This window comes from Amycolatopsis thermalba, assembly GCF_003385215.1.
In the GTDB taxonomy this organism is placed as follows: domain Bacteria; phylum Actinomycetota; class Actinomycetes; order Mycobacteriales; family Pseudonocardiaceae; genus Amycolatopsis_E; species Amycolatopsis_E thermalba.
Genome location: NZ_PQHW01000090.1, coordinates 1 through 15906, shown reverse-complemented (window position 1 = coordinate 15906; position 15906 = coordinate 1). Strand labels below are relative to the sequence as shown.

Annotated in this window: 1 pseudogene (only partly in view); it reads right to left on the bottom strand. The window is 73.1% G+C overall.

The window, feature by feature from the left end:
• Window positions 1-15906: pseudogene (locus D0D15_RS27525) on the bottom strand (hypothetical protein); its annotated part reaches 12893 nt to the left of the window's first position; the annotation flags it as partial.

The window sequence follows — 15906 nt, the reverse complement described above, 5'->3', positions numbered from 1 at the left end:
GTCGTCCATGACGCGGGCCGTCGCCACCTGCGGGTTCAGTTCCTTGAGCATGCGGGCCGCGGTCCGCTCGATGGCGTTGCGGGCGGTGACCATCCGCATCGCGCCGTCGACCGTCCGCTGCCCGGCTTCGGTGGCGGACTGCCCGGCCGCGGCGGTGTTGCCCTGTTGCACGCTGACCGCGGCGCTGACCGCGCCGCTGCCCATGGCGCGGCCGAACGCGGCGATGCCCAGCTGGCGGATCTCGCGGCGGTGCATGAACCGTTCCCGCTCGATCAGGTCGTCGGCGTGCCGGTGCATCCAGCTTTCCAGGCGCTCGGCCGTCACCCGGGTGCCGTCGGCGGTCCACTGCGCGGGCAGCCGCATCACGAACTCGCGGACGTCGGTGTTGCCGTTCTTGTAGATCGGCCCGTGGGTGAGCATCGGCGAGACGTGTCCCGGCAGTTCCGCCGTGGCGCCGATCTTGACGCGCAGCTCGCCCGGCACCTTCGGCGTGCGCAGGCGCGGGTTGGCCGAAATCACCACCGTCAGCCCGTCACCCTCGCGGACCGCCGCGGCGATCTCCTCCGGCGTGAAGGCCTCGCCCGCGGCCTTGCGCTTAGCGGGTTCCCTGGCCGCTTCGGCCTTCTCCTCGGCGACGCGCTCCGCTCGGATCTCGGCCGCCTTGGCCGCTTCCAGCGCGGCGACGGCGGCCTCCGCGGCCACGACCTTCTCGGCCAGCACGTCGGGCGAGGCGTTCTCCTTCTCGGCCGTGCGCACCTCGTCCGCGGTCTGGTCGACCGCCTTCTCCGCCGCGGCGACGGCCTTCACGGCCTTCTCGTGTTCGGCCTGCGCCTTTTCGGCCGCGACCTCCTCCGCGGTCAGGAACCGCGCCGATCGGATGCCGGGACGGGTGATCGCGCGGGCGCGGAACTTCTCCGCGGCCTCGGCGACCAGGCCGGGCACGGTGTCCGGCGCGAGCTCCGCCGCGGGTTTGGCCGGCAGGTGCCGGGCGATTTCGGCGGCGACTCCGCGGTTGACCGCCACACTGGCGCCGACGAGCTGGACCGACGTCTGCGCCATCTGGATCTTGGAGCTCGCGCCGATGAGCGCCTTGAGGCCCTGGCGTTCCCGGACCGCGTCCTCCCACAGCTTCCGGGCCAGCGCGTTGTACTTGAAGTTGAGGTAGCGCGACGACATGAACCCGCCGCGGGACCCGGCGCTGCCCATGATCAGCGGCGTGATCAGCTCGGGGCTGCCCGCGGAGAGGTTGAACACGGTGGTGATCGCGGCTTCCAGCGGCAGGGTCGTGAAGTTCTCCTTCGCCAGCGACTGCAGGGTGGGCTGGATCCACAGCTGCGAGCCCTTGGTCACCACGTCCACCAGCTGCTCGGCCAGCGCGGCGCGGATCGCGGCGTCCCCGCCGAGGTAGGCGTTGGGGGACACGCCGATCCAGTAGCGCTGTTCCGAGGACGGCACGTCGCCGCCCTTGAGCAGCTGGAACGAGCGCTCCACGGCGCCGATGACCAGCGAGACCTTGAGCGTCTCGCCCGTGGGCAGCTTCAGCACCAGGGTGCCGGCGTCGCGCACGGACTGCGTGCCCGCGTCCTGCTCGGCGATGCGCTCGTCCTCCCAGCGCACCTCCGCCATCTCCGCGAAGGTCTTCCGCAGCTCCGCGTTGTGCAGGTAGCTCTGCGGGAACCGCTGCGCCGCCACCTGCTCGGCGAGCTCCGCCCCGAGGCGGGTCATCCGCTGCTGGAGATCGGTCAGCTCGTCACCGGTGAGCAGCCCTGGTGCTTCCGGCGGCGGCGCGTCCGGCACCGTGGTGTGGGTCAGCTCGGCCAGCGGCTGCAGGGTCGTCGCCGTGTCGTGCGCGCCCTGGGCGAGCGATTCGGCGGTGGGGCCGATGCCGCCGCGCATGATGAACGCGCGCAGGCGGCGCATCTCGTTGGCGGCCTCGGTCTGCTTGGCCATCGAGATGTAGTACGCGGCCGGGGCGACCGCGGTGGACCAGCCGAGGAAGACCCCACGGCCGATCAGGTAGATGGCGCTGAGTCCCTGGCCTAGCGCGAGCGAGGCGAGCGTGCCCGCCGCGACACCCGCGCCGCTGCCGAGCTGGACCAGCAGGGTGGTCCGGGCCTGGACACCGGCCGTGGGCAGCTGCGAGCGGTAGGCGGCGACCTGCTCGACCAGCAGCCCGCGCAGCGCCGCGACCACCTCGTCGCGGCCGGCGTCGGGGCGGACGGCGACGATCAGCTGGCCGCCGTCGACCCACATCACCGGCACGATCGCCGGCATGTCCAGCTGCACGCCCTCGGTGGGATCGGAGCCGTGCTCGGCGATGAACGCGTCCAGGTCGGCGCGCGTGGTGATGCGGACGCCTTCGTGGTGCTGCTCGATCCAGTTCGCCTTGGCCCGCAGGCGGAACTCCTCCGCCAGCGGGTGCGTGCCCGCCTCGATCTGCTCCAGCGACGGGCCGACGTTGAACTGCAACGTGAAGCCGGACCGGAACAGGCGGCCGCCGCGCGAGGCGTCCGTGCCCGACCACCAGGTCACCTTGACGACGTTGTGGAACGACGGCTCGGCGGAGGCCACCGCGTCCGGCGGCTCCTGCTCGTCCACCGGAGTGAACAGCGTCTTGATGGCGAACTCGTTGCTCTGCTGCAGGTTGATGGTGTAGAGCCGGTCGTCGAGGACGCCCTTGACGTTCTTGTCGCCGAACTTCTCCGTCAGCGTCGCTTCGAGCGCGTACGCGAGCCCGGGTGCCGGGTGTTCCGCGGCCGTGCGCATCTGGGCGAGCAGCGTCAGTCCGTAGTAGACACTCCCCCGGCGGTCGCGGAAGCGCGGGTGGACCCGCATGACGTCTTCGAGCAGCTTGAAGCGGTGGTCGCTGCGGGCGATGCCGACGCTCAGGCCGAGGCCGTGGTCCTCGCCGGTGGCGTCCCCGTTGACCAGGCGCCGGAGGTCGTCCTCGACCGCCTCCAGTTCGGCCACCCCGCGCCGCACCGCGGGCTCGACATCGGTGAGGCCGGTGAAGTCGCGGGCGCGGGCGCCCTCGTGCCCCTGCTCGTTGAGGAACCGGACGACCCGCTGGTGCTGCTCGACGAGGTCGAAGATCCGCGCGACGGCGGCCAGGTCGCGCTCGGACAGGGTCGCCGCGGTCTGCTTGTCCTCGCCGAGGGGATCCGGGCGCAGCGCCCGCGACCCGTCCTGCGCCGGGTCGAGGTCCTCGCCGTGGGCGGCCAGCCGCGGGTGCTCCTCGTGCACGCGGCGCAGCGACTCGATCTCCCGCACCAGCTCGGACAGGGCCACCTCGAACGGCCGCCGCAGCTCCTCGGCGCGCTGGACCGCGCGTTCGAGGTTGCGCTGCGAGATCTCGATGTACCGCTCGGCGGTCGCGGACGAGATCGCTTCGCCGTCCAGGTCCGGCAACGGCTCGTTCGCCGCCTCGGCGGCGCGGGCCTCCTCGGCCGTCTGGGTCCACAGGTGCAGCCGGACCAGCGCGAGGTCGGCGCGCTCCAGTTGCGCCTGGTGGTCGTCCCGGCGGTTGCGGACGAGCTCCAGCACCCCGGCGAGGCGGCGGTACCGGTGGGTCAGGGCGACCTCCGTCTCGGTCTCCCGCGTCTCGTGCCGCGCGATGAGTTCGTCGATCTGCGCCGACAGCGCGTCGAGGCGGGGTCCGAGCGAGTCCAGCACGCCGGTCAGCGGGGCGGCCAGTTCCTCGGCGCGTTCGACGACGGCGGCCGGCTCGTCACCGCCCTCGGTGGCCCTGGCCAGGGCGGCCCAGCCGCGCTGGTGCGCCCCGACCAGCGTCGCCAGCTCGTCGAGCTGGGTCCGCACGCGCCGGTCCGGGGCGAAATCGGGCTGCGTCGCGGGTTCCGGTGTCTCGGGCAGGTGGTGCATCGCTTCGGCCGTCTCGAGCTCGGCGGCGACGTCGCGCTGGGCGAAGCCGTCGGTGACCGCCGCGCCCATGAGCTGGCCGACCATCCACGCCGCGAACTCCGGGCCGTGGGCGTGCAGCGCGGCCTGGATCCGCTCGGGCGCGCCGGCGGGGATGTTCCTGCCCTGGTGGTACAGGTCGAGCAGCGTCCGCGCGGTGCGGGCGAGGCGGACCTGCTCCGCCTGCGGCAGGCGCGCGATCTCCGCGCGGGCCGCCGGCACGAAGTCGGCGTCCGAGCCGGGCAGCAGCGCGGCCGCGGGCAGGCCGGCGGGCAGGCTGTGGAACGCGTCGCCGATCGCGGTGGGCTCGGCTTCGGCGAACTGCCTGCGGACCGGGCCGGTGACGAAGTGGTCGCCCAGCACCAGCAGGGCGGCGACCTCGCGCAGGCGCAGCAGGTCCGCCTGCGTCAGGCCGGCCGGGATGCCGGCCCGCGCCAGCCAGGCCGTGAACGCGGGGAGATCGTCGGCGCGGAACCCGAACCACGGCGCCGCGTCGGCGAGCGTCCGCGGGACCGGGCGCGGCGGGGTCGCGTTCAGCGCGGCGTTCAGCCCGGTGCGCAGATCACCCTGCCAGCGCTGCGCGAGCCGGGCCAGGTACTCGGCGCCGTGGATGTGCGCGACCTCCACGGCCTGGGGCAGCAGGTCGCCGAAGGTCCGGTGCAGCGCGGGCAGATCGAGGGCCTGGGTCAGCAGCGCGTAGGCGTTGTCGCCGTGCGCCACGGTTTCCCGCAGGACGTCGAAGGGCACCGACGGCGCGCGGCGGGCCGGCGTCACCGGGATCTCCGCGCCCTGCCACGCCGGGTCGAACCGGTTGACGGTGAACGGGTCCTCGCCGCGCCGGGTGGTCCGCGGGGCGACCGAACCGTCCGGCGCCGGCTGTTCGGCCAGCATCCGGAGGGTCTTCTCGGTCAGGTGGTCGGCCTGCACCTGGCGGATGCCCAGCCCGGCCGGGAGGACGGCGGCGATCCGGTCCAGGAAGCGCGTCATCTCGGCGAGGTCCCGGACCGGGGTGTCGCCTGCTTCGCGCTGCCGGGCCATCGCCTCGAGGATCATCAGGCGGCCGGCGAGATCCGGCGTCAGCCCGGGCTTCTTGCGGCCGAGCAGCCCGGCGAACAGGCCCTGGCGCTGCTGCTTCAGCTCGTGCAGCGACCGCCCCAGGTGGTAGGCGATCTCGCGGCCGACCTGGCGGGGGCTCAGGCCCGCGGCGAGTTCCACCTGGATCCGGTGGTCCCCGTCCTCGGCGATGACGGACGACCGGGCGACGACGGGTTCGCCCGTCTCCTCAGCGGTGTTCAGGAGCTCGCCGGAGCTCAGGAAGATCGTGACCGGCGTGCCGTCCACGCGGAACTGGACCACGCTGCCGGTGGCCGTTTCCCGCGTGCGGTCCGGCAGCGCGTCGCCGAGCAGCCGCACCGCGCCCAGGACCTCGGCGGCGCTGGTCACCACGGGCCGTGGCGCGGGTGCGGGCGCGGGTGGCTCACTCGTCGGGTCGGGCGCCGGAGCGGGCGGCGGGTCGGACTGCTTGGTGCCGAACACGGTGAACCCGCCCGGCGCCGGGTGCACCTGAGCGTCCACACCGGACCCGGCGAGCGCGGTGACGATCCGGGACGTGTCGGCACCGGCCCCCACCGCGATTTCCACTGTGGACGCCAGGGGCATCGCCGCACCCAGCAGGCGCATCGCCTCCGGCGTCAGCGACTCGGCGGGCAGCCGGTGCAGACGCACCCGCACGGGACGGTCCGCCGACGGTGCCGAGCCCTGCGCGGCGGCCAGGTGGCGGCTGTGTTCGTCCCGCGCGTGCGCGAGCATCGCACGCAGCCCGGCCTCGTCGCCGTCGCCCCGGGCCAGAGCCGCCTCGATCCTGGACACCGCCTCCGCGTACACGTGGGCGAACCGGGCCGCGTCGTGATCGCCCTTCACCATCTCGACGGCGGCGCTGCCCGTCCAGACGCCGCGGAAGTCCACCTCGGTGGCTCCCAGCGCGATCGCCTGCGCCGTCAGGTCGGCGAAGTGGGCGGCCACGTCCTCGCCGGTGGTCATCACGAGACGGCCGCCCTCGGGCAGGACGTCGAAGGCGTTGGGCAGCGCGCCGATCGCCGGTCCGGTGAACGCGGTCTCCCGCACGCCCGCGAAGTGGACGGAGGTGAAGTCCCCGTGCGGCAACGACGACGCCGCGACATCCTCGGCCACGTCGAGGCGCGGTCCCGCCGGCAGATCGGGGTAGACCGGACGGCCGCGCTTGGACCAGCCGACGACGCGACCGTGACCGTCGTGGCCGATCTCGGCGCCGACCTCGGTGAAGTACCACTCCAGCGCCTCGCGGACGGCGTCCACCGGCACGCCCGGTTCGACCTCGACCACCAGCCGGCCGTCGTGGCGCAGCTTCGACCAGGCGGCGTCGACCACGCCGGCCACGCCGCCGGTCTCCCGGTCGGGCCGGACGCCCCGCAGCACGATCTCCGGGGCGGGTTCGCCGTCGCGGACCCTGATCGCCCCGGCGTCGGCGCCGTCGAGCACCACGGCCGGCGCCGCCGGGACCGCTCGGGACACGGCCGCCGCTCCGCCGGTACCCGTGGCCCCGGCCGGTTCCCGGTACGCGGTCCAGGTCCCGATCGATCGCAGCACGTCCTTGCCCGGCCAGGGATCGGTGAACCCGAGACGCACGTGCGGACGGCCGAAATCGAAGATTTCCCGCGCGGTGGGGTATCCCGCGGTGCCGAACTCGTGTTCCGCGGCCCGGAGCAGGAGTGCGTCGGCCTGCACGATCGCGCGCCGCGTCCGGGGTTCGCGGAGCGTTCCGTACGTGACCTCGAACGGCTGGTTCCGGCGTACCGCGGTGGCCATCGCGTTCCGCATGTCCCGCAGGTGAGCCAGGGCGCGGGCGGCGTCCTGACGGCCCCGCTCGCCCGGGTGCCAGCCGTATCCGGCCTCGACGAGGTGCACGCCGCGCTGCCCGGACACCTCCTGGGTGACCTCCGCGACACCCGCTTCGCGGTAGATGTCATCGAGCAGTGGTGTCACCCGGGCCAGTCCCCGCGCCCGCGGCGGCGCGTCCGGGGCACCGGGGTACCGGTGCTCGGCCCGGATTCGTCCGTCCGCCTCCCGGTGCAGCCGCACCTCCAGGGTGGCGGCGTGCGGCTGCCCGCGGTCTAGGTCGACGACCACCGTTATGGTGTCGCGCCCGCCCATGCTGACCGCCCGCACGTCGACGACATCCGCCAATCCGCCGAGGCCCCGGAACCAGTCGCGCACCGCGTGCTCGAACCCGGGCGCCCAGATCCCCTGGTGCGGGAAGAAACCGGCGAGCCCCGCCGGGCGGTCGCCGGGCTCCGGCGGTGCGACGAGCACGGGCGCGGCGGGGGCCTCCCGCTTGTACCCGGTGATGACGGTCTTGCCCGTGGTGGTCTCCGCGGTCACCGCGATGCCGGCCGTCTCCAGCGCGACCCGGATCATCCCGGCCGGTGCGGTGGACGAGGTGGTGATCCGGATCGTCGATCCCGCGGGGAGCGCGTCGGCGAGCTGGGCGAGCGCCTCCCCGCTCAGGTCGGCGTGGCGCCAGTTGTCCAGAGTCAGGGTCACCGGACGCGGTTCCCCGGAGGTGGTTCCGGTCGTTCCGGCGAGCGCCCGCGCGTGCACCAGCGCGGCGTCGGTGGGATCGGCGCCCGCCGCCTCGAGCCGGCGCACGGCCTCGCGGTACACCCGGCCGATGCCGCGCGGCTCGCCCTTCTCGGCGGTGATGGCGACGTTGACGTCGCCGTCCGCGGTGATGGCGGTGGCGCCGGACGCCACCAGCGCGTGCACCAGGTCGGGCAGGTGCGGCGCGGTGCGGATGCTGCTGGTGATGGCGAGGGTGCCGCCGTCGCGCAGGGCCGCCATGCCGTTGGCGACCGCGGCGATCGCCGGGCCGGTGAACGCGGCGGGCGGCAGGTCGTCGAACCGGACGTGGTCGAACTCGCCGTCGGGCCGGGCCGCGGCGATGCCGGCACCGGCGAGGTGCACGCGCCCCGTGGGAGGCGGGACCGGGAGCGGACGGCCGCGCGGCATCCAGGCGACGATCCGGGGCCGCTCCCCCGGCACGGTGACGTATTCCGTGCGGGCGAACCACTTCCCGAGACCCGCGCGGACCTCGGCCACGTGGTCCGGGGACACCGCCACCGGCAGCGACACGGTCAGCCTGCCGTCGGCGGCGAGCAGGTTCCAGGCTTCCCCGGCGGTCCGCGCGAAGCCACCGGTCGTCTCGTGCCGGGGCAGCTCGTCGATCGTGATCTCGTCGTAGACGATGTCGTGGCGTTGCAGGGGCAGATCCGCTCCCGACGCCAGGGTGAGCACGGCCGGCGGCTGGGGACGCCAGGACGGCTCGCGCTCCGGAGCGGAGAGGTCCGCGCGGAGGCGGACCGACCGCGGCGCGCTCAGCGCGGCCCGGCCGGGCGCCCCGATCTCGGCGATTTCCCGCGGTGACGGGAAATCGGGCCGTCCGAACGCGTCGTCCCCGCCACGCGCCAGGATGTCTTCGGCGGCCGCGATCTGCCGGTTCAGCGTGTCCAGGAGCGTGTCCGGGTCGGCGGCGCCGTACCGGCGGGCGGTCTGCTGGGCACCGCCCCGCGCCCCGAGTTCGAGCTGCTTCGCCAGGCGGCTCCGGCCGTCGCGCAGGTGCTGGAGCTCTTCGGTCAGGTGCGCCAGCACCTCCCGCGCCGACCGGGGCCCCTCCTGTCCGGGAGCCCAGTCCTGACCGGCCAGCGCCCTGGTCACCGCCGTCTCGCCGGACACGGACTCGTCCACAGAGGACACGCCCCACTCGCGGTAGCGCTCGCGCAGGAACTCGTCCAGGGCCGTGGCGACCGGGGACTGGGCGACGTGGTCGTGCCCTGCCCGCAACGTGCCGCCGTCCCAGAAGAAGGTGCGCAGGGCGACGAACTCTTCGCCGGCGGAGGCGAAGCGCAGGTGGACCGAGTTCTCGTCGGTGCGGGCGTCTTCGAGCCACACCTCGGTGCCCGCGAACGTGACGCCCCGGACCAGGCGGGCGAAGCCGCGGCCGGCGTCCTGTGCGGACAGTGGCGTGCCGGGGCGGGGAACGAGATCGGCTATGCCCACCGGCGCGGACGCCACCGGCTGGACGATGTTGGGCAGCAGCCGCAGGGCCTGGGTCATCGTCTTGCCCAGGAGCACGGTGCGGTGGCTCGGCTCGGCCGGCATCCCGGGCAGCCTGATCTCGGCGAGACCGTCGTCCCCCGGCGGGTACAGCCGCGGCCGCGGCGCGTCCGGATCGACCGTCACGCGGGCGCGGAAGGTGTTGCCCTGCGGGTCGGCGAACTGCCACACCCCGTCCGCCTCTGGCACACCGTGGTGGTTGCGCATCCACGCAGCGAGCGCCTCGTCGAAGCCTTCGTCCGGTTCGGCCGCCTGCCCGACGTTCCACGGCCGGCCCAGCACGTGGTGCTCGCGCTCCCGGAACGGGGTGACCTCGGGTTCCCCGAACACACTCCCGTCGCCCGGGGTCTCGCCCGGCTGCGAGTGGTAGGCGAACGCACCACCGGCGAGGCCGCCGGGATCGCGGCCGGTGCGCGGCGCGGGAAGCGGGGCGGTGTCGCGGTCGGCGCGGCCGGTGCCGAACGGATCGTCCCCGCGGTGCACCGTCCGGGCCGGGCGGCTGGGGCCCGGCGCCGGATCACGACGGGGCCCCGGACCGGTGGCCGGGCCGCGCGAGGACCGCCGGGTGTGCTCGGCCAGCTTCTCCGCATCACCTTCGCGCAGGTTCCGGGTGACCTGCGTGGCGAGCGCGGACTGCTGGGCCGCGGTGGCCGGGTGGGGCTGGTGCGCGAGCCGGCCGACCGCGTCGAGGCCCCGACGGACCCGGCCCCACTCCAGCTGACTGCCGTCTCCGGACGCCGACGCGGTTATCTCCGGTCGCGGCGCCCGCGCGGGTGCACCGCCCTCGTAGCGGGTGTGCACCGACGGCTTGAACCGATCGATCGCGCGGAACCTCGCCCACGCGCCGCGGGCGAGGTAGATCGCCGGGCCGGCGAGCGCGAACGCTCCGGTCGCCGCCAGCACCACCGGGTTGCTGGTGATCATCGAAGCGCCGATCGCGGTCAGGGCGCTCTGCGCGAAGAACATCGCGCCGGGACCGAGCTTGGCGCCGACCCGGCCCCGCTTCGCTTCGATCCGGAAGCCGAACCTCGACAGCGCCGCGGTGGCGGCGGTCAAGGTGGTCCCGACGACGATGTTGAGGGCGCTTCCGCCGCCGGCGAGGAAATCGCCGATGTACTGCGCGGTGAGACCGGCGTTGGCGATCGTGAGCAACGGGAAGGCGACGATGTTTTGGATCTTGCGCATTCCCGGTTTCGAAACCGGGTCGTAGTAGGACCAGATAGCCGGGATCGCGGTGATCCCGAACAGGATCGACGAGGGCAGGTAGGCCGCCGACACCCACGCGGTCATACCGGAGGCGTGCACCGCCTGGTACAGCTGGTAGATCGCGTTGACCAGCCACGTCCCGGCGGTGAGCACATGCGAGAGCCGGCCGAACACCCCCGCCGTCGGGTTCATCCGGTTGATGGAGTCCGAAGTGGCGCCGAGGATGCGGTTGACGTAGTCCTTCAGCCGCGAGAACGCCATGTTCGCCAGCACGCGACGGCTCTGCGCGTCCACGTTCTCGGGAAGTCCCAGCTCGACGGCGGCGATGTAGGCCTTCAGCATCTCCTTGACGCGCTGTTCGAACAGCGTGACCACCCGCGCGACGATGTGGGCGAAGTCGCCGCGGAACTTCCGCCCGCCCGGGGAGATCTCGTTGACCATCAGCTTGCGGGTCATCTTCATGAGGCGATGCACCGACTCCACGTCGACGCGCTCGCGCTCCATGATCGATTCGACGGCGACCCGGATGCTCTGGGTGTGCGCGGTCTTCAAGTTCGTCAGCAGGGACCGCACGACGAACGCGGTACCGGCCGCGGCCCCCAGCACGGCCGCGGGAACGGCACCGGCCACGGCGGCAGTGGCTCCCGCTGTCGCGGCGGCGGCGACGGTCGTCCAGCCGACCAATCCGCGCCTGCGGAAATGGGCGTGGAGCTTCTCCTGCATCTCTTCCGTCGCGAGCCGCTGATTCTCCGTCTTCGACACATCAGCGAGCACCTTGCCGACGAGCTGTTCCTGTTCCTCCCGGCTCAGGCCCTCCGCCGCCTGCATCGCGTAGTGCGCGGCGATGAGCGCCTCGACCGGGGCTTGCAGCCCGAGCTCGTCCGTCTCCACGGGCTGGAGACCCTTGCGGTCGCGGATCTGGGCGAAACGGTCGGCCACGGCCTTGCGGATCTGCGACTTCATGTCGCGCACCACCTGCTTGGCACCCTCCGCCTGGCGGAACGGGCCGTAGGCGATCTGGTAGGCGTGGTGCAACGACTGGATCTGCGGGTTCTCGCGCCAGTTCCCGTCGCGGGTGCCGGACGGGCCCACCGCCTGGCCGTCGCGGGGCCGGAAACCCTGGTCCCACAACTGCTGAGCGCGGGCGTGGAACGCCTCACGCACCGACTCCGGCGCGTCGGCCATCGTGGCGAGCCAGGCGTCGCGCTGATCGGAGAAGTACTCGTCGACGAACCGCTGGCTGCGATCGGCCGGGGTTTCGGCGGACCGGACGTCCGAGCCGTCGCCCATGCCCACACCGGGTCCGACGGCCTGGTCGGGATGTGGCACGAGCCCCTTGTCGATCAGCTCCTTCGCCTTGCGGTGGAAACCCTCGATCACGTGTGGGGGCTTGCCGGACAGAACCTCGAGCCAGGCGTTGTGGTGCCGGGAGAAGTACTCGTCGACGAACCGCTGACCCCCGTCGCCCTCCGCGTCGCCGGTCACGCGGACGTAGTTGCCGCCCCGCAGCTTCGCGACGATCGCCTCGCCATCGGGATGACGTTCGATGATCGCGCGGTAGACCGGCTCCATTTCGGTGGCGTGCCGGTCCAGCTGCGTGCTCGGCATCATGCTGATGCCGTCCGAACCGAAGATGAGCCGGTCCTGGTACTTGACCGCGAACTGGATGAACCGCTCGAACACCGCCGGGTTGTCGCGCAGGTACTGGCCGAGCGGGGTCCACGAGAAGTCCAGGTGCAGGCCGGGCACCAGCTGCATCATCCGGTCGAGCATGTCGATGTGGTCGACCGTGAGGGTCGTCCAGTTGCCGACGCCCATGTGCGCCCAGATGATCCGGTTGTTCCGGAACTCCGGGTGGTGCTTCATCAGCGCCATCATGGGGATCAGACCGCGCTCGTCCGGATCGCCGGCCCGGAACAGCCCGTTCAGGTCGACGGTGGCGAACCCGTTGTCCTTGTGCAGCAGGAAGGTCTGCCCGGTCATCCGGTTGGCGCGCAGCTTCGCCAGCAGGTGCGGGTTGAACATGTCCGGCACCTCGGCAGGCAGGCTCGCTGCCATCTCCGGACGGCCGGCCGAGCGCAGCAGGTACCGCAGCGTCTCACCGTTGTGGACGAGCTGGTCGAGGTAGTCGGCCTTGTCCATTGGCGAGGTCAGGGAATCCGGGTCCCCGAGCAGCGCGCGCGCCTCCTCGGCCGCGGTGCCGGTGAGCCTCCCCTCGGCGAGATCGGCCTTGACCTGCACCGTCGCGGCGACGGTGAGCTTGAGCTGGTTGGTCCACTTCGGGTTGTAGGTGGTGTTGGCCTCGTCGCCGAGCAGCTGTTTGATGGCCTCCTTGTCGTCGGTCTGCTCCGCGCCGAGGTAGGCGAACTCGGCCATCAGCATCGTGAGGTCGTAGCCCTCGGCGCCGGGGATGTCCCAGCGAGTGCCGACCAAGCCGACGTCGGCCCGCCACTTCACGTCCTCGGACAGCTCGCGGTACATCTTGAACATCAGGACGTCGGCGAGTTTGCCCTGCAGTTCCAGGATGTTCTTCTTGTCGATGAGCCCGGCCCGGAGCATGGGGACCAAGCCGTAGTAGACGGCACCACTGGCCGCGGCGGCGCCGAAGGCGCGCTCGCGGATCGCCGAGTACAGGATCCGGCCCAGGTCGCCCCGAGCCGCCCGGTAACGCAGCTGCCGCTCGGCGAGGCTCATCTTCGGCTCGAGCTTCAGCCACGCGAGCACCTGCTTCCTGCGGGTCTTGGCCTCTTCCGAGTTCTCCCGGCCCGCGCCGAGGAACTGGTTGTCGAGCGCATAGCTGAGGAGGTGGTGGTGGACGTCGCTGATGTCGCGAGTGGACAGCCGGTTGGTGAACAGCATCAGCGCGAAGTCCTGCGGCACCCCGAGGTCCAGCACCTGCTGCAGCGCGTCGGGCGAATTCACGTCGATCGCCTGGATCTTGACGGTGAACTCGTCGATCTCCATCAACGCATCGGCACTGAGGAAGCGGCGTGCGAACCTGTCCAGTCGTCCGTGCGCTTCGAGGTAACGGTCGACGTAGGGCAGCCGGTAGCGGGATTCGGTTTCCGCGCGACCGGGCGCGACCACGCGGCCCGTGATCCGGCTGATCTCGCTGTCGTTCAGGCCGGTGCGCTGCGCGATCTCGACGAGCCTGACCCCGTCGTTCGCGGCGGCCTTGATCACGTCGCGCAGAGCATCCACATAGGCCCGGTGCGCTTCGTCGCGGACCTGTTCCGCCACGAGGTAGGCCTCGATCGCCCGGTCCAGCTCGGCCTGCCGCGTGCGGACCTCCGCGGCGGCCAAGCGCAGGATCTCCGTCCGGTTGCCCTCGAACGGCAGCCTGCCTTCGGCGGCACGGCTCGCGGTGACGTAGTCCACCGGGAGGCTCAGCGCGTTGGCCACCGTCTGCGCATCGGTGGCGGTGTCACCCTCACCGCGCAGCAGGCCGGGCGCCCACCCACGGCGTTCGTTCATTCTCCTGCGCGCCTGACGCAGATCGGCAGCGGCAGCGCGGTACCGTTTCTCGGCCGCGCGGCGGGCCGGTTCGTGCTCACGCACGCCGCGGGCCAGATCGCGGCGCGCTCCCACCAGGTCGCCGGGTGCGTAGGCGCGCGCGCCGAACTTGATCTTGCCGGCGTTGTCCGGGAAGGCGCGGGGCTTGAACTCCGGCCGCCTGCCCTCGTCGAGGACACGCGCCAGGGCAGCCGACGTCGCGTTGCTCGCGTACCGCTCGGGGAGCCCGTCTTCGATGGCGTCCTGGCGGATCCGCTCGATCTCACGGGCACCGTGGTCTCGCGCCTGCTGCCACCGCTGTTCGGCCTCGGCCATCCGGTTCCCGGCGTTCACGGCCGTGACCAGCAGGCGAGTGCGGTGGTCGACGACGAGGCGGATCATGTCCACCGCGGTCCGTCCGATGATCTCGCGCGCGATCTTCGGGGGCGGTTCGATGACCTGTGCCCCGTCGAGCACCTTTGCCGGCTCGACGATGCGCGCTTCGATCTCGGCACGGCTCAGGTCGTAGGCCGCTTCCAGCGCTTCCAGCACCTGAGTGTCGTTGGGGGCTACCTTGAGCCGCTCCGCCAACTCCTGCGCGACCCACGGCAAGTAGGCCTCGTCATCCTCGATCGCGTTCAGGGCTGCCAGGTAAGCCTGCTGGGCGCGGTCGAGTTCCGCGTGTCGCTCACCGACGTCTTCGGCGATCTGCTCCGCGGCGGTGCGCAACGGTTGCACCTGCGGGAACAGGGCGGTCAGGTCCATCGTCTGGACGCCGAAATGCGCGCCCGGTCCGGGAACGGCCGGGAGCAGATCCGCTTGGCTGTCCGGCGGGATCTCCCCACGCGGCGGCGGCGGGTCGCCGAGCCCGAGCGCGGCGTGCCGGTATCCGAGGACGTTGCGCAGCCCGTCGGCGACCATCCGGACCTGGGTGGCCTGCGTGGTGCCCGGCGGCACCTCGACCACGTACGGCAGGTGGTCGCCGGCCGCGACCGGCAGCCGCGGCGCGTCGATGCCCTCGACGGTCCGGAACTCGACGCGGAAGGGCCTGCCGCCGGAGTCGGTGGCGCGGACGGTGGCCGCGCCGGCGTCCGGGCCCGCCGTGACGCGCAGGTCGCGCGCCGAGCCGCCCAGGGCCGCGCGGGCCACGCCGCGCTCGGCCACCGCGGCCGGGATGGCTTCGCCCGGTTCGTGGGAGAACCGGACCGGGTCCGGGGTGTTCAGCTGGGCGCGGAAGCGGGACAGCGTGATCTGCAGGACCGCGTCGGCCACCACGGCGGGCAGCGTGTCACCGAGGGCCGTCAGGGGCAGCTGGATGTCGTAGGTGTTGCCGGTCCGCAGGCCGAACGTGTCGTCGCGCACCGGCACGCCGTCGCGCAGGTCCTGGAAGTACGGCCACACCTCGGTGCCCTCGCGCACCACGACGGTGAGCGGCCGCTGGTCGCCGTAGGTGACCTGGAGGTGGACCTCGCCGGTGTCGGCGCGGGTCGCGGTGACCTGGACCGGGTGCCCGGCCATCCGGGCGACGACGGTTTCGGCGAGTGTCCGCATCGGACCGTCGCTGCCGTCGCCCTGGCGGATCCACGCGGGCGCGACGGGTTCCACGACGGGCGCGCGGCGCGGGGTGACCGGCAGCGGTTCCGGCGACTGCACCGGCTGCGGGCCGGGCGCGAAGGGTTCCGCGTCGGCCAGGCCCCACTGCTCGGCGAGGACCCGCAGCTCGCCTTCGATCATCCGGGTCCGGGTCGGGCCGTCGGCAGGCGCCGGGACCGCGAACCGGTCCGCGCCCGCGAGCGGCGCGAGCGGCTCCACGAAGAGACCGTCGCCGAGGCGGATCTCGGCGCGGTGCCGGCGGCCGGACCGGTCGAGCACCACGATCTCGACGTGGTCCTCGTGGGTCAGTGCGGCGACCTGGCCACCGTGGTCGCGCAGGCCGGCGTCGGCGATGGCGGCGTTCACCTCGTCCCGGAGGGCCCGGACGTCCGCCGCCGGGGCCGTTGCCTCGGCGGTCTCGCCGGAGCTGGCGGGGCCGGGCGGCGCGGGTGAGGCCGGTTCGGGTGCGGGTGGGGCCGGCGGCACCGGCGCGGGCGCGGAGGGGCCCTGGTCCGGGCCGGTCGCGTCCGGGCCCGCGGGGGTGGCGGCCCG